Here is a 20,975-nt window from a genome sequence, read left to right as displayed (position 1 = left end):
ATTCACTCTCCTTTAACGCTTTCAAACACAACACCATGCGCAATCGTTGGAATCGTTTCCTTCTGTTGTATCATCATGGGGCTTAATAGAGCTCCAGTTGCAACAACAAAAATTCTTTGTAAATTCCCTTTTTGCATTTCACTCAATAAATGGCCGTATGTTACAACAGCTGAACAAGCACAACCACTGCCCCCTGCAAACACTTCTTCTTGATTTGAATTGTAAATCATTAATCCACAATCATTGTATACATTCCCCAAATCATACCCTTCCTCAAGTAAAAGTTGTTTCGCAATTGGTGTCCCAACAGCCGATAAATCACCAGTAACAATAAGATCATAATCAGCTGCACTTCTTCTCAAATCTTCAAAATGTTGTTGAATTGTATGAGCAGCAGCTGGTGCCATCGCTGATCCCATATCTAAAGGATTAGCAATTCCTAAATCTTGCACTTTACCAATTGTTGCTGCTGTTATTTTAATTGCACTCTCCTCATTGCTAATTAATATTGACCCTGCTCCGGTAACAGTTGAGTTTGCTGTCCCTGGCTTTTGTCCTCCGTATTCTGTTGGGGAACGAAATTGTCTTTCAGCCGTCGCATTATGACTACTTACTGTAGCTAAAATACGATTCGCAAATCCACCATCTATAAAAGCTGATCCAATCGCCAAAGTTTCCATTGACGTCGCACAAGCGCTGAACATCCCTAAAAAAGGAATACCATACTCACGAGCAACATAATTTGCTGTCACTGTTTGGTTTAATAAATCTCCCGCTAAAAAGAAATCAATTTGCGATTTTTTTATATTCCCTTTTTGCATCGCTTGTTGAATTGAGTCTGACATTAACCTTCGTTCAGCAAGTTCCCAGTTTTCCTCTCCGCAATGTAAGTCAGAATATGAAATATCAAAATCCTTTCCAAGAGGGCCTTCAGCTTCTTTCGGACCGACAGCAGTACCAGTTGCATTCACGAAGATATCATTTTGAAATACCCACGTTTGTTTTCCTGTCAATCTCATACCCACCCCTCCTTTAAGACATTAAAATTTGAAATGTATATCTTATTAACCCGATAATGTATGCACCGACGACTCCAAATACAATGACACTTCCTGCAAGCTTAAACATGTTAGTAGCGATTCCTAGAACAATCCCTTCACTCCTATGCTCTAGTGCGGCACTCGCCATAGAATTCGCAAATCCAGTAACTGGTACTGCTGATCCCGCTCCAGAAAACTGCCCGATTTTATCATATACACCACACCCTGTTAAAATCGCTGATAGTAAAACAAGAGTTGCAACTGTAGGGTTTCCTGCCTCTTTCTCACTAAAGTGAAAGTAATGTATATAAAATTTCATCAACACTTCTCCAACCGTACAAATGAGTCCACCAACAAGAAATGCCTTCACACAATTTATGAAATAGTTCGGTTTTGGATGGTACTCCTTCACTTTATTTATGTAATCGTCCTTCAATTTTCGCCCTGCCATATATATTGCCTCCTACTTTACGAAATAAATCCAGTGAAACAACGAGCCTATTACTTTCCCAAGTACAAGAGCAACGAGTAAAACAATAATTTTCTCCTCTACCCTTACTCGTTTCGCTAAAATAGGTAAAACGTTTAACACTTCCGTTAACGCCGCAGCGAGCATTCCAATGAATGTGCCACAAAATATTCCTAATATAACAAGCCAATATTGTGACGTTTGAAATGTAATATTTTTCAAACTACACCAAGCCCCTGTTAAAGTACCTGCAATGACCGCCCACTCAAAGTATTGAATATGCTTTCCACTTCTCGTTAATTGAGCTAAACGAGGGATTATACCAAGTACAGCTAAAAACGCGACATATCCGCTACCTACTGCAATCCCTCCAGCTAAGCCAATTAATACAACAAATGCACACTCAATCATCAGCAATCTGTTTCATATTATCCTTGTTTTCATGAACAATTACATATTGATCAAGCGACTGCTGATATTGAAACATCTCAACTTCTAACGGGCTCGGCTCTTCATTAATTCTCTTTTGAAATACATGATTAAAAAATAAGACCATACCTAATCCAAGACCTAATGAATAAGGAATTTGAAATAAAAGTGGTTGCGCCTTAAATTCTCCAGTAATCATGTAATATAACCGTTGGTGTACTTGTTGCATACTTACATCCTCATGGAAATAAATTATTGCAAGGGCCGCTCCAATGAAAAGTAACAACCATACAAGTCCGAAGAAAACCGGATGCACTTTCTTTTTTTCGTATATAATTTCAACAAGAGTTTGTCCAGAACCAAGTAAATTAATTTGTATGTGAGCCGCTTTTTGTTGAATAATCTCAATCACTTTCATAACATCAATTACAACATGTGTTTTATCATGCGCTGTTATTTTGTAGACTATTTCATTTTGTAACAACTCAACTACAAAAGAATCTCCGGCAAGTTGAGCAACATCGCTCAGCTTTACTTCATACGTAGGAGACACTTTTAAGCGATTGCGCATTTTAATATAAATCGTTTGTTCCAATTTTCATTCACCCCTTCACTCTTCCTCGTAGTTGTAGTATGGTTATTGGAATTTTTTCTAATACAATTTTTTCATAAAAAAACATCTGTACCATTTCGGGACAGATGTTTTTAGCTTATGCCTTTTTCTTAAATAAATTTGCAATACTTAATGCAAGTCCTCCCCAAATGACTACCATACCTATAACCATCATCATAATCGCTGATCCACTCATCATGAAACACCTCGGTCCTTCCATTCTTTTTCAAGCTGGACAGAGTCTGAATGTATTTGTGCATTCCATTTTTTCAGACCAATAACTAACGCGACTAGAAGGAATGCTGCCGCTATCGACCAACCATACGTTACAACAAAAAAAATCGAATAGATAGCTATTCATCTATTCGATCTTTCATCTGTTTTAATATTTTCTTTTCAAGTCTTGAAACTTGTACTTGCGAAATGCCTATTCGCTCCGCTACTTCTGATTGGGTTTGGTCTTTATAATAGCGCAAATACACAATTAGCCTTTCTCGTTCATCCAATTCTCTAATTGCTTCTTTTAAAGCAATTTTATCAAACCATTTCGTTTCCGATTGATCTGCAATTTGATCTAAAATAGTAATTGGATCTCCGTCGTTTTCATACACAGTTTCATGTATCGACGAAGGAGCACGACTCGCTTCTTGCGCCAGAACAACTTCTTCCGGCGTTAGTTCAAGAGCCTGTGCTACCTCATTAATTGTTGGAGCCCTTCCAAATTCTTTCGAAAGCTCGTCTCTCATCTTTCGGACTTTGTTTCCTGTTTCTTTTAAAGATCTACTTACTTTCACTGATCCATCGTCACGTAAAAATCGTTGTATTTCACCGATAATCATTGGAACTGCATATGTTGAAAATTTCACGTCGAAAGATAAATCAAATTTATCTACCGATTTTAAGAGTCCAATACATCCAATTTGAAATAAATCGTCTGGTTCGTATCCTCGATTAAGAAATCGCTGTACAACCGACCATACGAGACGCATATTACTTTGAACGATTGTATCTCTCGCTTGTTGATCTCCATCTTGACTTTTTTGAATTAACGCTTTTAGCTCGTGGTCCTTTAACTGAGGTTTCTTCTTCTCATTTCTGACCTCTATGTCCATTGGCTATTCTCCTTAATTGCATAGAGCGTTACTATTTGATAAGTATTTTGTCAAATGGATTGTTGTCCCGAAAGATTCGTTTGAAATAACTTCTACTTCATCCATAAAATTTTCCATGATAGTAAATCCCATTCCGGAACGCTCTAATTCAGGTTTAGTTGTAAAAAGGGGTTGTCTTGCTTCATCTAAGTTAAAGATACCAATCCCTTCATCTCGAATCGTGAGTTTCACCATCGCTTCTTCCAAAATCACTGAAATATAAACAACACCTTCTGCATTTCCTTCATACCCATGAATAATTGCATTTGTAACCGCTTCTGACACAACTGTTTTAATCTCTGTTAGTTCTTCCATCGTCGGGTCTAATTGCGCAATAAAAGCAGCTACCGTAACACGAGCGAATGATTCATTCTGACTTAACGCTGAAAATTGAAGGTTCATTTCATTTCTCATCTACGCCACCCCCAACGTCGCGAGCGCATGCGCTTCACTTTCTTCTAAACGAACAATTTTGAATAGACCTGACATTTCAAATAAACGTTTAACGGGCGGTGAAATTGCACAGACAACCATCTCTCCACCTAATCCCTTTACATGTTTATATCGGCCTAATATAACGCCTAAACCAGAACTATCCATAAATGTTAAGTTCTCTAGGCTCAAAATAATATGATGAACACCATGTGTCTCAATCATATCTGTGACTTTCGTTCGCAACTCTTCAGCAGTATGATGATCTAACTCGCCCTCTAGCCTCACACATAAGACGTCACGTTTTACTTCTAAATGCATGGAAAGACTCACACGATTTCCTCCTTATGCTCAAACTTTACTCATTAACATAAGATTTTCGTGATATAAAATCAGAATCCTTCCTACTGACAAAAGAAGAACTATTTCGTCATAAAGTGAAACCTTTCAGCAATTATTTCAGTAAATACGAACAGAAAAACATCAAAATTCCCGCCGCTATTTTGATGTTGAAAACATCCCAAAACTTCTTTTAAATAACTCCCACCAGCTCGCTGCCTCAACATCTTCTTTCGCTACAATTGTTTGTTTTAATAAAACATCTTTATCTCTTTTAATAACAAGTGTGCCAAGTGCATCACCTTTTTTAATCGGTGCCTTCACTTTCTTTTCAGCAATCACTTCTTGTTTAACTTTGTCCATATTTTCGCCCTTCTTCATAAGAAGAGACACATTGTCTGACGCAACTAAATCTACTTTTTCTTCCTTACCTTTTCCTACTTGTACAGTCTTAATTTTCTCACCACGTGTATATAATTTCTTTGTCATGTATTGTCCAAATGCATAATCAAGAAGCTTCGTTACTTGATTGTTCCGCTCTTTTGATGTAGGTGCTCCCATTACAACTGAAATAACACGCATACCATTTTTCTCAGCCGATGCCGTTAAACAATATTTCGCTTCTGTCGTAAAGCCTGTTTTCACTCCATCTACTCCAGGATAAAAACGTACTAGCTTATTCGTATTAACAAGCCAAAACTTCTTATCCGTATTTTCACGTAAATAGTCTTCATATTTACCTGTGTATTTTCGAATAAGTGGATACTTCATCAACTCTTTCGCCATAATAGCCATATCATTCGCTGTAGAATAATGATCTTTCGCTGGAAGACCTGTCGGATTTTGAAAATGTGTATTTTTCAATCCTAGATCTTTCGCTTTTTTGTTCATCATATTTACGAAACCTTCTTCTGAACCAGCGATATGCTCAGCTACTGCAACCGATGCATCATTTCCAGATGCAATTGCAATGCCCTTTAACATTTCATTTACAGTCATCTCTTCCCCAGGTTCTAGAAAAATTTGTGATCCGCCCATTGAAGCTGCGTGTTCACTCGCTCTAACTTTATCGTTTAGTTTTAGTTTTCCTTTTTCAACTTGTTCCATAATTAATAGCATTGTCATAATCTTTGTCATACTAGCAGGTGGTAACTTTTCATTCGGATTTTTATCAAACAAAACTTTACCTGTATCTTGCTCAATTACGATCGCTGACGACGCTTGTTCCGCTAACTTCGGCGTGGTTTCTTCTGTTTTTTCCTGCTTCGTTTTCTCAGATTGTGCGAAACTAACTGAAGTACCAGAAAGCAATAACATGAAACAAACAAGTATTCCAAAAACTCGCTTCATGACTAACCCTCCATTCTATATCAAACTTATTTTTTCCAATTTATACATTTTTAATACCATATTTTTCTATTATTTTCAGTTGACAAATAAATTCCTTGCCTATATTGTATTAAGTGTATTACACGTAGTAGTACACTTAATACTCATCAGGAAGGAGACATTGCTCTTGCATATTCAACTTGATCCAAGAAGCAACACTCCGATATGGGAACAAATTGTTCAAAATATAAAAGAGCTCGTACTAAAAAATATGTTAGCTCCAAGTGATAAACTTCCTTCTGTACGCGAGCTTGCTTCTTTGCTCGTTATAAATCCAAATACAGTAAGTAAAGCTTATCAAGAATTAGAGCGACAAGGGATTATTGAAACATTACGAGGAAAAGGAACATTTGTAGCCCAATCGATTACCCCAACATTAGACGAAAGGAAAATCGCTATGGTTGAAAAGCAATTTCATCAATTATTACTAGAAGCCTCTTATCTTGGGATTACGAAAGATAAAATTCACGATTGGATAGATTCATACTATAAAGAGATTGGAGGAAATACAGATGTTGAAAGTGACAAACTTGAAGAAAACAATTGATAACCAAACGATTTTAGACGATGTTTCTTTCACATTACAAAAAGGTAGTATCGTCGGATTGCTCGGAAGAAACGGTGCGGGGAAAACAACTTTATTACGAACGATGGTCGGCATTTTAGACCCCGATGAAGGAACTGTTACATATGAGAATACAGATGTTCATATGCATCCTGAAATTAAACAAAAAGTTGTATACGTTCCAGACTCTACTAACATACTGAACGGATATACAGTAAAAGAAATCGTAAAGTTTTATAAAGCGGTTTATACAGCATTTGATGAACAATATTTTTATGAAATATTAGAACGTTTTAATTTACCAAACAAACGTATTCGTAGTTACTCAAAAGGAATGAAAGCACTGCTTGCGATCATTTTAGCTTTCGCTGCAAAAGCAGAATATGTCATTTTAGATGAACCGACAAACGGACTTGATCCTATCGTCAAAAGACAGATTCTACAATTTCTCGTTGAAGAAGTGGCAGAAAAAGAAATTACAATTTTCATCTCCACTCACCATTTAGATGAAGTTGAAAAAATTGCCGATACAATCATTATTTTAAAAGGACATACAGTAGATTCTATTACATCACTAGATGATGCAAAATCACGATTTGCCAAAATACAAGTTGCTTATGAACGTTCATTACCTCAAAAACTAGAAAACTTAAGCAATATTAAAATATTAAACCAAACAGGAAAAGTATATACAATCTTAATTGAGGAAAATGTGGCTACAACACTGGAGAAGTTTTATAAAGAGCAACCAATACTCATTGAAGAATTATCAATGTCACTTGAAGATGTCTTCGTTACGACACTTGAGGAGGATGGGTATGTTTCATAAGGCGTTGTGGATGTGGAATTGGAAACGCGGGAAATATGCTGTACTACTGTTCTTCTTTTATACTCTTTATCTTCTATCTTTCGGATACTATAAAGCAGCTCAGCAACAACTTGCTAATTATTATAAATTACATGAAAAGGGAACGTTTTATTATGATTATGTTTTTTCGTCAAATACAGGTAATAGTTTTTCGATAACTATTCTTATTATTTCTATTGCTTGTCTATTAATAGGATGGGAACGTAGCAACCAGTCTAATGCACTACTTATGACAATGCCATTTAAAAGAAAAGATGTTTTCTTATCTAAATGGGCTTTCGGTTCATTCTGGATTGTGGGGTCTCTTCTTGTAAACTGGATTGTTATGTACTTTATTTATAGAACAACAATTCATTTGGATTATCAATCATTCGAACCATTTCATCGATACTTTCTTTATGCAATTGTTTCATATGTTGCAGTATATACAGCTGCATTATGTATTGGTGCCTTTACTGGAAGCGTTGTTTCACAAATCGTTTTTTGTATTCCTTGGTTACTAATGGGTCTTACATTTATTTCATTACTATACAATTTTACAATAAATCATTTAGATGCTCAGAATAATAGAAATTCTTCCTTATATGAAAGTCTTTCTGAAATAAATAATAAAACAAATATAGTTGCACCAATATATAATTTTTCTATTTATTACGATTATGATCCAAAATCACTTGAAAAAGAAAACGATTCAACCACTTTAAGAGATCCAGCATCTTATAGGTACTATTCGGCTAAATCCATGTTAGTCCCTATTTTCTATACAATATTTTACTTAATACTTGGCACATATTTATACAAACGTTCTCCAAATGAAAATAGTCAAAAGATATTTATTTTCCAAAAACATTTACGAATATGGATATGGGGGACAACCATTTATTTTGCATTACTAGGTGGCTATAAAATAAATCAATTTAATTTCTTACTTAACTATTACATCAGTTTGCTTCTCGCTGGAATCATTACTTATGTTGTACTATCACGTCTAACAAATTATAAAGTTTTTTAAAGGAGGGGGCCTATGTTTCAAAAAGCACTATGGCTAAGAACATATCAACAAAGTAAATATGTTGTGTGGTTGTTTTGGTTCGTTAGCTTCTATACTTTATCATATAAATACTATATGGCTTCTATTCAACAGCTATACTTTCTAAAAGAAAATAAACAGTGGAACTATGTATATCATTACCACTTTGATTTAACACTTATAGACCCTGTCATATTATTAGGTAGTGTACTTATCGTTCTAGCCTGCACATTAATCGGATGGGAAAGACAAAATAACTCTAGTGACTTGTTGTGGTCTATGCCCTTTAAACGTTCACACCTCTATATAACAAAGTGGTTGTTTGGAATCTGCAACATTGCAGCAATCATCGTATTAAACTGGGGACTATTCGCCATTATGAAAAAAACAACTTTTCATAATAAGTATCAAGTATTTTCCCCATTTCATTCTTATTTTATATACATGTTAATTGTATTAATTGCTATTTATACACTTGCTTTATGTATAGGAACAATTACTGGGAATATTCTCTCGCAGGGACTTCTCACTGCAGCTATATTCATGTTTCCATTGTTATTTCCATCCCTTATCTCAGCAGTCATCGCTGTTCACTCGAATACTGACTTTCATGAGGACAATGGCAATATGCATCGTGTTATGGAAAACATACGCATTTCAGGTCCAGCAGAAGATTTTCATATTAGATTTGATTATAATCCGCAAAATGCCTATACCGATCCTGATGGAGTGCGTCATAATGAACCAAACTTTACAAAAATTCCTTCAGTAAAAACATTGATTGGACCTATTGTAAATATAATTATTTTATTACCACTCGGTATATATTTATATGTTCGTTCAGTCAATGAGCGGAATGGTAGTTTCTTACTATATCCAAAGCTTCAAAAAACATTTATGGTCTGCGCTATTTTCTGTATTGGAATTAGCGGTGGTTTAATAATTGGTGGGACCCATTCGTTGCTTAATTTTTACATTGGTTTGTTCGGAACAAGCATAATTAGCTATTTTCTTCTATCTAAAATATTGAGATTGAAGGTCTCTTGGAATTTCAAATAAAATAACCTCCTCACTAAGAGGAGGTTATTTTACATTCTCTCTCCTATCCCCATACACCATCTCTTCTTTCATCCCAAACCCATCACCGTTTTGCACAATTTGCTCTGTCGGCGCGACTACACTTTCAGCAATTTTCCATTCGCCGCGCTCTTTCACAAATACTTGCAGAAAATAGTTCATACCATTTAATTGATACGCATTTTCTTTTTTCACATTATAGTGCACCGCAATGTAGTGCACTTGAATATTTTCTTTCCCTGCTTTTGATACGTATTGCGATAATCTTGGAATGTACATTGATGCTTTCTTAAATGGTAATTGCTTCGCTTTAACGAGCGATGAACTTGTTACATTACGCAAAGTGTCCTGATTACGAACATTATCGCTATGATGAAATAATACTGCGTTTTGCATAGAACGAACCCATAATTTCGAATACAAGACGGTATTATCATTCTCAATGTACTTCACTTCTTTTTGCACCACTTGGATAGGGCTATCAGCGTACATGAATGTATGAAAGCAGAAAAAACTTCCAAGTAAAATGGTAAGTGCAGCAATATATTTCATAATCTTTCCTCCGATCTGTTTAATTAAAGTATCGGAGTTTCAAAATATTTTTATTCAAAAGAAAAAGGATAGGAAAGCTCTCGCTTCCTATCCTCATTTATTATAATACGCGGCCAAATAGTTCTAAAACCATTTCTATCTCTTGGTCGCTCCAACCTTTAAATTTCTCTTTATAATATTCTTTACGCACAGCTTCAAGCTTTTCAGTTACTTCTCGTCCGTTTTCAGTAATTTCTAAGTATACGATACGACGGTCCGAATTTGAACGTTTTCTTTCAACAAACCCTTTTCGCACGAGACGATCTGTTACAGCTGTAATATGACTGGAGGTTACGTTTACTTCACTCGCAATTTGCGAAGCCATCTGTGGACTTTTTAAAAATAACGCACGTAATACAGAGAATTCATTATATGGCATATGCTCTGAAAAACGTGTATTAATATCATTTTGTAATAAACGTATCATCTTTCGAAATGATGCAGATAGATCTAAAATCAGTGTTTCTCTATTTTCGTTCACTAGCCTCGTCCCTTTTTTATCATATTTACACATATTATAATCTATAAATACCTATATTGTATATGCTTTCTTCCCTCAACATTCTCATTTATGTAACTTTTTTCATAAGATTTTCTTTTTTGTTCACACATATACATATAAAAAAGGATGGTGAGCATAAATGCAAAGTGGAATGAATCCGTATTTACATAATATCCGTACGACGAATACTGGTAAAGAAGCTACTATTACTGTACAAGGAGAAGGCATTATAAAGGCAAAACCAAATGTTGTCATATTAACACTGGGCATTCGAACAGATAGTAAAAATGTAAAACAGGCGCAAGAAGAAAATGCAGTGCAATCGAAACAATTGCTTGATGCCCTCAAACAGCTAGGTATTGCCGATAAAGATATAGAAACCATTTCTTATACAATTACTCCTCAATACGAATATGTAAATGATAAAGCATTACTACAAGGCTACCGTGTGGAGCATTTGTATGAAATTACCGTTTTAAATGTGCAAAAAGCAGGGGAAGTATATGATATAGCCGTTACAAATGGTGCAAACGTAGCAAAAGGATTACGTTTTCGAATATCTCATCCAAATAAATATTATGAGCAAGCTCTCATTCAAGCTCTGCAACAAGCAGTAGACAAAGCTCGTACAATTGCGAGTACCTACAATTTAAATATTAATCCTGTTCCCCTCTCACTCGTTGAAGAATCTGCCCAATTACCACGGGAGATCTCATCATATGCTACTTTGCATGCGCAAGCAGCTCCGCCCATTCAATCAGGAGAACTAGAAATCATTTCATCTATAAGGGCAATCTTTACGTATTTATAAATAAACTCGTTTATAAGTAACCGTTATCATTTTCGTTGTTGTAAAAACATGATGTTCTGATATAATAAAGGACGGTGAGCTCTTACATAAGAGATATCACGGGTGGGAGAGGGATATGAAAAAGAAGGTTTAACATGAAAGGAATACTTGAAAGAACATTTAAATTAGACTTACACCAAACATCACCAAAACAAGAAGTTTTAGCTGGAGTCACGTCATTTTTCACAATTGTTTATATTATGATTGTAAATGCGTCAATCTTATCAGATGCCGGCATTCCTCTTGAGGCAGGAATTTTGGCAACTGTTTTTAGTTCATTTGTCGGATGTCTACTCATGGCATTTTGGGCAAATGCACCTGCTATTCTTGTCCCTGGTATGGGTGTAAATGCATTCTTCACGTACACTGCTGTGCATACGCTCGGTTTAACTTGGCAAGAAGCATTGGCAGCTGTTTTTATCGCCGGTATTATTTTTACAATTGCTGCTTTTACACCGATTGCTCGCGTGCTTTCGGTATCGATTCCAAAGTCATTAAAGGAAGCGATCACTGTCGGTATCGGGTTGTTTTTAGCTTTCATCGGCTTGCAAAAAGGTGGTTTAGTCGTTTCGCATCCTAATACTGCTGTTGCAATGGGAAAATTAAGTAGTCCTGTCGTTCTTGCCACACTACTTACTCTTATTGTCGCACTTGTACTATTTGCGCGTAACGTACGTGGAAGCTTTTTATGGACGATTGCAATTGGAACTGGTATTGCATGGCTGTTTGGTCTTGTTGATACGAGTCAAATGGGAAATAGTTCGTTTTCATTCGCTAATTATGGCGATGTGTTTGGAGCTATGTCATTTGGGAAACTTTCTTCCTTGCCATTTTGGATTGCAACATTCTCCTTAAGCATGGTGCTTATTTTTGAGAACATGGGACTTTTACATGGTTTATTAGAAGATGATCGTAAATTCCCACGTGCTTACCAAGCAAATGCAATTTCAGCAATGACATGTGGTCTATTTGGCACAAGCCCTACCGTTTCAACAGTAGAGAGTGCCGCAGGTATTACTGCAGGCGGAAAGACAGGTCTGACGTCTATCGTTACAGGGTTGTTATTCTTCGCATCACTGTTTGCGCTTCCGTTTGTCAAAATAATTCCTGACAGTGCCATTGCACCAATCTTAATTATTATTGGCGGGCTGATGATTACAAGCATTCAACAAATTCCTCTGAACGACTTTTCAGAAGGATTTCCAGCGTTTTTAATTATCGTTATGATCCCGCTCACATATAGTATCGCTGATGGCATTGCGTTCGGATTTATTGCTTATCCTATCTTGAAAGTTGCACTTGGAAAGCGTAAAGAAGTCGCACCGTCCATGTATATTATTACATGCTTATTCTTAGCCATGTTCGTATTACACGCTATTGGCTAAGAAAAAAACACCGAGGAAATCCTCGGTGTTTTTTTACTTAAACCAACCTTTTTTATAAAACCAAGCCATCATTCCGCCGCCAATTAATGCCATTAAAATTAAGCAAATAAAATAACTATACTTCCCGCCAAGCTCTGGCATATGTGCGAAGTTCATGCCGTATACCCCTGCAATAAATGTTAACGGCATGAAAATAGTTGAGAAAACAGTTAATGTTTTCATAATATTGTTCATATGGTGGGAATTCAACGAAAAGTAACTATCTCGAATATCTGCTGTTAATTCACGGCTCGCTTCAATCATCTCTGTCAGTTTAAGCAAATGATCATGTATATCTTTAAAATAAATTTCATGATCGCTTATACCGTAAAAACGTGTTGAATTTAATATACGATACAATAAATCACGCATCGGAATAATCGTACGCCTTAGCTTAGATAAATCTGCACGAATATCAAATACTTCTTCTAGCACACTTCCTGCTGTCTCACCCGTTAAATTATCATCAATTGCATTTAAATGGTCTTCAATGTAATAAACAGGTGCGAAATAATCATCTACAATTTGGTCAATAATTGTATGTGCTACATGCAAAGGGCTCTTCTTAATACGTTTCTTTTCACCGAGCGTTTTCCATACTCTTTCAATCGCATTGTTATGAGAGAAATGGAAAGAGACTATATATCGATCACTAATAAATAAATCGATTTCATGCGGTTCTAATCCGTCTTCTCCGAATGCATGAAGAACTAAAAAGTTATATCCATCATAAAAATCTACCTTTGGTCTCTGTACATACTCTACACAATCTTCAATTGCAAGGGGATGGAACTTGAAGTGATCTTGTAAAATATATGTATACTCCTCTTTCGTTGGCTTATATAAATCAAGCCAATACCATATGATGTTCTCTTTTTTCGTTTCTTCTAGCGAAACATCATATAAAACTTCATTTTTTTTCGTTATTGCACAAATTCTAATCATAATTTCACCCATTACTATTATAAACAAAAAATAGTAAAAAAAGCCAAGGAGAAATCTCCTCAGCTTTTTTTTATCCCGCTATTTGCGGGCAGTAAGACACCTACCTCAAAATTCAGCGAAAGCAAAGAAGTTAGGTCTGGGTCGGGCTGCCCGTAAATGCCCGATTGGTGAAGGCTAATAATCAGTGGGGATAAAGCCCCCACTGATTAAAGTTTCACTTTATTACTTCGTTACAATTCCGTGTACTAAAGTTGGTGCATCTACGTGATCTTTAGCGATTTTCATGTTCTCATAAATTTTCGCTTTTACGTCTTCAACATTTTCGCGGTTTGCGTAAATTGTAACAAGAGAGTCACCTTTTTTCACGCTATCGCCTACTTTTTTGCGAAGCATTAGACCAACTGCTAAATCAATTTCAGACTCTTTCGTTGCACGCCCTGCTCCTAAAAGCATTGCTGCTGTTCCGATTTCATCTGCAACGATTTCCGATACGTAACCGTCTTCTTTCGCTTCCACTTCAATTTTAAATTGTGCTTGTGGCAATTTAGAAGGATCATCAACAACAGATGCATCGCCGCCTTGCGCGGATAAGAACGTTTTAAATGATTCTAGCGCTTTACCATTGTTCATTACTTCAATTAACTTTTCACGTGCATCTTCTAAAGATGAAGCTTGTCCAGCAAGGTACACCATCTGACTTCCAAGTGTTAAACATAACTCTTCTAAATCTTTCGGTCCCTTACCTTGTAATGTATCAATTGCTTCTTGTACTTCTAATGCATTACCAATTGCTTCACCAAGCGGCTGACTCATATCAGAAATAACCGCCATCGTATTACGACCAACGTTATTACCGATGCGTACCATTGCTTCTGCTAAACGCTTTGCATCTTCATCCGTTTTCATAAACGCGCCTGCTCCAGTTTTTACATCAAGAACAATTGCATCTGCACCAGCAGCAATTTTCTTACTCATAATTGAGCTAGCGATAAGAGGAATTGAATTTACTGTTGCAGTTACATCACGAAGCGCATATAACTTTTTATCAGCAGGTGTTAAGTTTCCACTTTGACCAATAACAGCGATTTTATTTTCATTTACAAGACGCATGAATTCATCATTTTCAATTTCCACATGGAATCCTGGTACTGCTTCTAATTTATCAATTGTACCACCCGTATGTCCTAGACCTCGTCCAGACATTTTCGCAACTGGTACACCTAAAGCAGCTACTAATGGACCTAATACAAGTGTCGTTGTATCACCAACTCCACCCGTTGAATGCTTATCTACTTTTACCCCTTCAATGGCTGATAAGTCAATTGTATCACCGCTATTTACCATTGCCATCGTTAAATCTGCACGTTCTTGATCATTCATATCTTGGAAGAAAATTGCCATTGCAAGTGAACTCATTTGATAATCTGGAATACTACCATTTGTATATCCTTCAACGATAAAGTTAATTTCTTCTGTCGTTAATGCATGTCCATCACGTTTTTTTGCAATTAGGTCCACCATTCTCATTGTGAAGTCACCCCTTCATTTGTTTTACAATTGCTTTTACTAATGCTAAGAAATTAGCTTTAACACGTTCTGTCGTTTCAATTACTTCATCGTGGTGAAGTGGTTGATCTAAAATACCAGCTGCCATATTTGAAATACAAGAAATACCTAGTACTTTCATACCTGCATGACGAGCTACAATTACTTCTGGTACTGTTGACATACCAACTGCATCTCCGCCAAGTGTACGAAGCATACGAATTTCAGCAGGTGTTTCATATACAGGACCTGTCATTCCAACATATACACCTTCTTGTACTTTAATATTTAAATCTGCTGCAACTTGTTTCGCCATTTCGCGAAGTTCTGGCGTATATGATGTAGACATATCAGGGAAACGTACACCCATTTCAGAATCATTTGGTCCGATTAATGGGTTCGTACCCATGAAGTTAATATGGTCTGAAATTAACATAAGATCGCCTGGTTCAAATGATGTATTTACACCACCAGCTGCGTTCGTTACAACAACTGTTTCTACACCTAGTTCTTTCATAACACGAACTGGGAATGTTACTTTTTGCATATCGTATCCTTCGTAGAAATGGAAACGTCCTTGCATTGCTACTACTGTTACACCTTGAAGTGTACCGAATACAAGTTGACCTGCATGTCCTTCTACAGTTGAAACTGGGAATTCAGGGATTTCACTGTATGGTACTGTTACTGCGTTCTCGATTTCATCTGCTAATACACCTAGTCCAGATCCAAGGATTAGTCCTACTTGTGGTGTCTCTTGAAATTTCTCTTTTAAGTATGAAGCTGATTTTGTAATTAGTTCACGATTCATCTGTTTATCCCCCTATTTCTTTAGCTCGTTTAAGAAGCTTGTTCCATGTTCTGGCATTTTAACATTAAAGTTTTCTGCTACAGTTGCACCAATATCAGCAAATGTTTGACGAAGTGATAACTCTTGTCCGCCTTCTTTCATGCTTGGGCTATATGCTAATAACGGTACATATTCACGTGTATGATCAGTACCAGGATGTACTGGATCATTACCATGGTCTGCTGTAATTAATAATAGATCATCTTCTTTTAGTTTTTCGAATACTTCTGGAAGACGTGCGTCATATTCTTGCAATGCTTCTCCGTACCCTTGTGGGTCACGACGATGACCAAATAAGGCATCAAAGTCAACTAAGTTTAAGAAGCTAATACCTGTAAAGTCCATATTTAATGTATCTACAAGCTTGTCCATTCCATCCATATTTGATTTCGTACGAAGTGATTCAGTTACACCTTCTCCATCATAAATGTCAGCAATTTTACCAATAGCAATTACATCATAATCGCTATCTTTAAGTTCATTCATTACTGTGCGACCAAATGGTTTTAACGCATAGTCATGACGATTTGGTGTACGTGTGAAGTTTCCTGGCTCTCCAACAAACGGACGAGCAATAACACGCCCTACCATGTACTTCTCATCTAATGTTAATTCACGTGCGATTTTACAAATTTTATATAGCTCTTCAAGTGGTACTACTTCTTCATGAGCTGCGATCTGTAATACACTATCAGCAGAAGTGTAAACAATTAAAGAACCTGTTTCCATTTGTTCTTGACCAAGCTCAACAAGTACCTCTGTTCCAGAGGCTGGTTTATTACCGATAATTTTACGACCTGTCTTTTCTTCTAATTCATCAAGTAATTCTTTCGGGAATCCTTCAGGAAACACTTGGAATGGTGTATCAATGTAAAGGCCCATGATTTCCCAGTGACCTGTCATTGTATCTTTACCTGTAGATTTCTCTTGCATTTTTGTATAATATCCAAGCGGTTTCTCTACTTTAGAGATTCCTTTCATTTCACGAATATTACCAAGGCCTAATTTCACCATGTTTGGCATGTGTAATCCATTCATATGTTCAGCGATATGACCAATTGTATCAGAACCTAAATCACCAAACTGCTCAGCATCTGGTGCTTCACCGATTCCCACAGAGTCCATTACGACTAGGAAAATACGTTTATATTTATTCATAACTGCAACCTCCTATATGTTCAGTTCTACTTCTTGTAGTATGTTCAAAACGCTATAAAGTGAAACTGTTATCAATGGGAATTATCTTTCGTCCTCATTATCAAACAGTACTGCTTTAAACCAGTCTCTAACTTTTTCGTTTTACTTTCAAACGAATCAAAAAAATTTCTAGTTTTTTCTAAGTCAGATGTCAGACATCTGATATTGATATCATACCATGTTTACGCTTTCTTTTTAATACATTTTCGTAGAATTTCTCATTTTCTTTACCCTTCTATTGTAATCCATTCTGCAAAGAAGTGCTAATCATTTTATAACATATTTCCTAATATAAAAATAAAAAGCAGCTCTAAAGAGCTACTTTTTATTTTACTTCTACTGTTTCTTCTTTATGTTCATGTAGTTCACCTTTTCTTACATGAACTTTCACTTTATAAGCACCATTCTCTTTGAAAGTATGTTTACTTTCATACTCCCCTTTATTCCCTTCTTTCGCCGGAATAAATTCGTGTTTTTCAACGCCGTCTTTCCAAATCTCAAGTTGTACTTCAGCACCAGTTAACGCTTCTTCTTTTTGTTTTAAATGGACTTTCATTGTTGATTCAGCATTTGCTTTTATGTCACCGGCCATAAGATGAATCATTGTGTCACTTTTATGATCACCGTGTCCTGCATTATGATCACCACTTTCTTTTTTCGCATCTTCTACTTTCGCATTCCCTACAGCAACTTTGTGTTCTGGCATAACGTGTATATCACGTGCATTTGTATGAGGAATAATATGATATACTCCATCAGTTTCAAATGTTTTCTCTACTGCATAAACACCTTTTCCTTTATGCTTACCATCTAACATCTCGTGTTTCTCGTCGCCATCTTTCCAAATCTCAAACTTTACGTCATCAGCATCCGTTACTCTTTCTTTTCCTTGTGTAACAAGTGCTTGTACTTCTGTTTTTTCACCAGGTTTAATTTCTTTCGGATTCGTTTGAACCGCTACGTCTATACCTTCAAGTTTCTGTCCTTTTTTCGGTTCTTCTTTGTTTGTATTACAGCCAGCCAATGCTAGCATCGCGATAAATAATGTAATAATAAGTTTTTTCATCTTCATTTCCTCCTTCATACTTTCCTTAGTATAGAGGAAATACATTGTAATATTCTAGTCTTCTGCTGAAAACAATGTACGAAATGTTTGTGAAGTTTCTGTGAAATGGTTCACTCTTCTTAATCTATGAAAAAAGAGCATAGTGACTATGCTCTCGGGTGAAACTGTTTATATACATCTTTTAATCTAGTTTTTGAAACGTGCGTATAAATTTGTGTCGTCGAAATATCTGCATGTCCAAGCATTTCCTGTACAGCACGCAAATCTGCCCCATTTTCTAATAGATGCGTAGCAAAAGAGTGACGCAACGTATGCGGTGTAAGCTCTTTTGCAATATTCGCTTCTTTCGCTAGCCGTTTTAAAATTTTCCAAAATCCCTGTCTCGATAATCGATTACCATGATGGTTTAAAAAGAGCGCATCTACTGCTTTTTTACCCATCAATTCTCTTCTTCCTTTTTCAATATACTTTTGAATCGCTTCTGTCGCTAAGCTTCCTAGTGGAATAATTCTTTCTTTGTTCCCTTTCCCGATACAGCGAACAAATCCCATCGTTAAGTGCACATCTTCTAAATTTAATGCAATTAATTCTGAAACACGAAGTCCTGTTGCATACAACAACTCTAACATTGCCTTATCACGAATCCCAAAAGCACTTGCCGTTTTCGGTGTTTGAAGCAATGCTTCCACTTCGTCGATTGATAATACTTTTGGTAATTTCCGTTCCCCTTGTGGCGTTTCAATATGTACCGATGGGTCATGCTCCACTGCTCGTTCACGAAGTAAAAATTGATGAAACGAACGAATCGATGCAATATGACGCGCCAATGTTTTTGAAGATTTCCCGTTTTCTTTTAAATGCTGCAAAAAGTTAACAATATGCAAGCGTGTCACTTCATGAAACGTCTTCGTTTGTTCTACATTTTGCAAATACTTCACATAGCTTTTTAAATCGCGTTCATAAGATACAACTGTATTTTTTGCTAAACCTTTTTCAACAATCATATAATGAATAAAATCTTTTAATTGATCTTCCAATCTACACTACTCCCCATTTTCATAGAAAAACATCATTCTATTTACGAAAGTATCCTTTTCCGGCTCCTCATTCCCTGATACTTTTTCTACAGTCTCTTCTTTTGGCTTTTCATAACGATGGTAACTTTCATATTCTTCATTTATCCATAGTATAGCGAAATAAAACAAAATCGTACAACTTGTAAATAATAAAAATACTTTCATCCCATCAAAAGTTAATTTTAAAGCTCGGCGCATTGTAAATTCCTCCAAAATATAAGTTATTACAACATATGCCAAGCTTTCACCAATTTATACCTTATTCAAATAAAAAACCTCTTCCTAGTTAAATAGGAAAAGGTTATTTTTCATCCGTTTCATTTTCTTGACAATTTTTACAAATCCCATGGAATGTTAAACGATGATCTTTCACCTTAAAGCTCCAGTCTCGTTCCACTTTATTCTCCACTTCACCAAGTAAATCTTCTTGTATTTCTTGTACAGCACCGCATTGTGTACAGATTAAATGATGATGGAAACGCTGTGCACCTTCTTGGCGTAAGTCATAACGCGAAACACCGTCTCCAAAGTTAATTTTATCGACAACTTTCAACTCAGACAATAACTCTAAAGTTCGATAAACGGTTGCTAATCCGATCTCTGGCGACTTTTCTTTTACAAGGAGGTATACATCTTCTGCGCTTAAATGATCTTCTTCATTTTCTAGCAGCACACGAACTGTTGCTTCACGTTGTGGTGTCAATTTATAGCTCGCTGCATGTAATTGCTTCTTAATTCGTTCAATTCTTTCTTCCATTCGGTACTACTCCCTCCTCGCCACTCTTACACCATTATATCAGAAGAAGGGCTCCTGTCAAAAGAAAAACAATAAAAACAAATTGATAATTATTCTCAAAAAGTATTTATTGTTTGTTAATAGCCTCCACAACTTCTTTCATTAAAACTGGTGATGCATACACTTCGACACTGGAAGCAATAGCTAATACCGCTCCAATCACGAGAAAAAAGCATGTATAGCGAATTAATAACGGTAATAGTGGCTCAGTTATTTTCCGAATAAATTGATGCCTAATCATGCGTAAGGAAAAGCTTGCAGCAATTGTTGTCATTACGAGAAATACAGGAATTATAATTAAATTTTGTGGCAATACAGATACAAATGCTAATAATAGTCCATTCCATCCGTGCTGACTTACTAAAAAACCTACTGTAAATCCAACAACTACCCCTTTTAAAAATAGTAAGATAAAAATGAGCGGCAACCCAATAATTGAAATCCCCAAAATCCAAATAAAACCGATATATTTTAATTGCGAAAAGTAACTTTCTCGAAACATTTCGCCTGCGACAGCAAATTCTCCTTTAGAAACTTGTCCAAAAAAACGCTGTAAATAAAATGATAAATCTTGCTTTTGGTTTATTTGTAAACTATTCACAAGAATCGCTCCAAATATTACTCCCATCAGTAATAAAACCGCATTAAATATATATAGTGAAGAATTTTCCTGTATGTGAGACATTAAACGGTCTTGCCACGTTTTTCGCCACATTTTCCTTCCCTCCGTT

At 36.1% G+C, this 20,975-nt stretch carries 26 protein-coding genes; 6 read left to right on the top strand and 20 right to left on the bottom strand.

Annotated features, from left to right (window positions below):
* Positions 1 to 2: 2 nt before the first annotated feature.
* The 9 genes from spoVAD to dacF all read right to left on the bottom strand — a co-directional run bounded on the left by spoVAD (position 3) and on the right by dacF (position 5,823).
* Positions 3 to 1,019, bottom strand: a complete 1,017-nt coding sequence (spoVAD, locus tag BG05_RS11565; protein ID WP_002128952.1) for a stage V sporulation protein AD — start codon at positions 1,017 to 1,019, stop codon at positions 3 to 5.
* A gap of 13 nt (positions 1,020 to 1,032) precedes the next feature.
* Entirely contained in the window at positions 1,033 to 1,491 is a 459-nt protein-coding gene (gene spoVAC, locus BG05_RS11560) for a stage V sporulation protein AC (RefSeq protein ID WP_002128953.1), read from the bottom strand.
* A gap of 12 nt (positions 1,492 to 1,503) precedes the next feature.
* Positions 1,504 to 1,920 carry a stage V sporulation protein SpoVAB gene (gene spoVAB / locus BG05_RS11555; RefSeq protein ID WP_016092269.1) on the bottom strand — a complete coding sequence of 139 codons (417 nt, stop codon included), beginning with the start codon at positions 1,918 to 1,920 and terminating at the stop codon, positions 1,504 to 1,506.
* Positions 1,913 to 2,533: a stage V sporulation protein AA gene (locus BG05_RS11550; protein ID WP_002067040.1), complete on the bottom strand. Its 621-nt coding sequence runs from the start codon at positions 2,531 to 2,533 to the stop codon at positions 1,913 to 1,915. The genes spoVAB and BG05_RS11550 overlap by 8 nt, the downstream gene beginning before the upstream one ends.
* A 115-nt stretch (positions 2,534 to 2,648) precedes the next feature.
* A complete protein-coding gene (locus tag BG05_RS11545) occupies positions 2,649 to 2,750 on the bottom strand; it encodes a methionine/alanine import family NSS transporter small subunit (RefSeq protein WP_002094424.1) in 102 nt (33 codons plus the stop codon).
* 154 nt (positions 2,751 to 2,904) lie between these two features.
* Entirely contained in the window at positions 2,905 to 3,663 is a 759-nt protein-coding gene (gene sigF / locus BG05_RS11540) for an RNA polymerase sporulation sigma factor SigF (protein WP_002014922.1), read from the bottom strand.
* Between the two features lie 12 nt (positions 3,664 to 3,675).
* Positions 3,676 to 4,116 carry an anti-sigma F factor gene (gene spoIIAB, locus BG05_RS11535; RefSeq protein WP_001243400.1) on the bottom strand — a complete coding sequence of 147 codons (441 nt, stop codon included), beginning with the start codon at positions 4,114 to 4,116 and terminating at the stop codon, positions 3,676 to 3,678.
* Positions 4,117 to 4,467, bottom strand: coding sequence for an anti-sigma F factor antagonist (gene spoIIAA / locus BG05_RS11530; RefSeq protein ID WP_002128957.1), 351 nt, complete (start codon positions 4,465 to 4,467; stop codon positions 4,117 to 4,119).
* A gap of 165 nt (positions 4,468 to 4,632) precedes the next feature.
* A complete protein-coding gene (gene dacF / locus BG05_RS11525; RefSeq protein ID WP_002088461.1) occupies positions 4,633 to 5,823 on the bottom strand; it encodes a serine-type D-Ala-D-Ala carboxypeptidase DacF in 1,191 nt (396 codons plus the stop codon).
* 166 nt (positions 5,824 to 5,989) lie between these two features.
* Between dacF and BG05_RS11520 the strand changes: the two genes are divergently transcribed.
* The 4 genes from BG05_RS11520 to BG05_RS11505 are packed head-to-tail and all read left to right on the top strand — an operon-like array spanning position 5,990 to position 9,384.
* Entirely contained in the window at positions 5,990 to 6,409 is a 420-nt protein-coding gene (locus BG05_RS11520) for a GntR family transcriptional regulator (protein WP_002033900.1), read from the top strand.
* Entirely contained in the window at positions 6,375 to 7,256 is an 882-nt protein-coding gene (locus BG05_RS11515) for an ABC transporter ATP-binding protein (protein ID WP_002128958.1), read from the top strand. Before BG05_RS11520 ends, BG05_RS11515 begins: the two co-directional genes overlap by 35 nt.
* Positions 7,246 to 8,307, top strand: a complete 1,062-nt coding sequence (locus BG05_RS11510) for an ABC transporter permease subunit (protein ID WP_033734222.1) — start codon at positions 7,246 to 7,248, stop codon at positions 8,305 to 8,307. The genes BG05_RS11515 and BG05_RS11510 overlap by 11 nt, the downstream gene beginning before the upstream one ends.
* 12 nt (positions 8,308 to 8,319) lie before the next feature.
* On the top strand, positions 8,320 to 9,384 hold the full coding sequence (locus BG05_RS11505) for an ABC transporter permease subunit (protein WP_002128960.1): 1,065 nt from the start codon (positions 8,320 to 8,322) through the stop codon (positions 9,382 to 9,384).
* A gap of 24 nt (positions 9,385 to 9,408) precedes the next feature.
* Here BG05_RS11505 and BG05_RS11500 read toward each other — a convergent pair whose 3' ends face one another.
* Both BG05_RS11500 and BG05_RS11495 read right to left on the bottom strand, forming a co-directional pair.
* Positions 9,409 to 9,954, bottom strand: coding sequence for a hypothetical protein (locus BG05_RS11500; RefSeq protein WP_002128961.1), 546 nt, complete (start codon positions 9,952 to 9,954; stop codon positions 9,409 to 9,411).
* Between the two features lie 100 nt (positions 9,955 to 10,054).
* Positions 10,055 to 10,474 carry a MarR family winged helix-turn-helix transcriptional regulator gene (locus BG05_RS11495; RefSeq protein WP_002088468.1) on the bottom strand — a complete coding sequence of 140 codons (420 nt, stop codon included), beginning with the start codon at positions 10,472 to 10,474 and terminating at the stop codon, positions 10,055 to 10,057.
* Between the two features lie 160 nt (positions 10,475 to 10,634).
* Between BG05_RS11495 and BG05_RS11490 the strand changes: the two genes are divergently transcribed.
* Complete coding sequence (locus tag BG05_RS11490; RefSeq protein ID WP_002033894.1) at positions 10,635 to 11,306, top strand: SIMPL domain-containing protein; 672 nt, start codon at positions 10,635 to 10,637, stop codon at positions 11,304 to 11,306.
* Between the two features lie 134 nt (positions 11,307 to 11,440).
* Complete coding sequence (locus BG05_RS11485; protein WP_002143039.1) at positions 11,441 to 12,730, top strand: NCS2 family permease; 1,290 nt, start codon at positions 11,441 to 11,443, stop codon at positions 12,728 to 12,730.
* Between the two features lie 33 nt (positions 12,731 to 12,763).
* On the opposite strand, the gene corA is transcribed toward BG05_RS11485, so the two are convergent.
* The 9 genes from corA to spoIIM form a co-directional block, all read right to left on the bottom strand.
* Entirely contained in the window at positions 12,764 to 13,726 is a 963-nt protein-coding gene (gene corA, locus BG05_RS11480; protein ID WP_002067031.1) for a magnesium/cobalt transporter CorA, read from the bottom strand.
* Positions 13,727 to 13,936: 210 nt separating this feature from the next.
* On the bottom strand, positions 13,937 to 15,241 hold the full coding sequence (locus BG05_RS11475) for a pyrimidine-nucleoside phosphorylase (RefSeq protein WP_002067030.1): 1,305 nt from the start codon (positions 15,239 to 15,241) through the stop codon (positions 13,937 to 13,939).
* Positions 15,242 to 15,248: 7 nt separating this feature from the next.
* Positions 15,249 to 16,070, bottom strand: a complete 822-nt coding sequence (locus tag BG05_RS11470; RefSeq protein ID WP_001078443.1) for a purine-nucleoside phosphorylase — start codon at positions 16,068 to 16,070, stop codon at positions 15,249 to 15,251.
* Positions 16,071 to 16,082: 12 nt separating this feature from the next.
* Positions 16,083 to 17,267, bottom strand: a complete 1,185-nt coding sequence (gene deoB / locus BG05_RS11465) for a phosphopentomutase (protein ID WP_002014935.1) — start codon at positions 17,265 to 17,267, stop codon at positions 16,083 to 16,085.
* A gap of 364 nt (positions 17,268 to 17,631) precedes the next feature.
* A complete protein-coding gene (locus BG05_RS11460) occupies positions 17,632 to 18,372 on the bottom strand; it encodes a FixH family protein (protein WP_002167718.1) in 741 nt (246 codons plus the stop codon).
* A 146-nt stretch (positions 18,373 to 18,518) separates the two neighbouring features.
* The gene (gene xerD / locus BG05_RS11455) at positions 18,519 to 19,409 is read right to left on the bottom strand and encodes a site-specific tyrosine recombinase XerD (protein WP_002067028.1); all 891 of its coding nucleotides are present in this window, start codon (positions 19,407 to 19,409) and stop codon (positions 18,519 to 18,521) included.
* Between the two features lie 6 nt (positions 19,410 to 19,415).
* Positions 19,416 to 19,646 carry a YqzK family protein gene (locus BG05_RS11450; protein WP_002167717.1) on the bottom strand — a complete coding sequence of 77 codons (231 nt, stop codon included), beginning with the start codon at positions 19,644 to 19,646 and terminating at the stop codon, positions 19,416 to 19,418.
* 103 nt (positions 19,647 to 19,749) lie between these two features.
* Positions 19,750 to 20,205, bottom strand: a complete 456-nt coding sequence (fur, locus tag BG05_RS11445) for a ferric iron uptake transcriptional regulator (RefSeq protein WP_000392654.1) — start codon at positions 20,203 to 20,205, stop codon at positions 19,750 to 19,752.
* Positions 20,206 to 20,311: 106 nt separating this feature from the next.
* Positions 20,312 to 20,959 carry a stage II sporulation protein M gene (gene spoIIM, locus BG05_RS11440; RefSeq protein ID WP_002167716.1) on the bottom strand — a complete coding sequence of 216 codons (648 nt, stop codon included), beginning with the start codon at positions 20,957 to 20,959 and terminating at the stop codon, positions 20,312 to 20,314.
* Positions 20,960 to 20,975: the final 16 nt, after the last annotated feature.

Origin of the sequence: Bacillus mycoides (genome assembly GCF_000832605.1) — a bacterium.
Taxonomy (GTDB): Bacteria; Bacillota; Bacilli; order Bacillales; family Bacillaceae_G; genus Bacillus_A; species Bacillus_A mycoides.
This window is presented reverse-complemented; position numbering and strand designations above follow the sequence as displayed.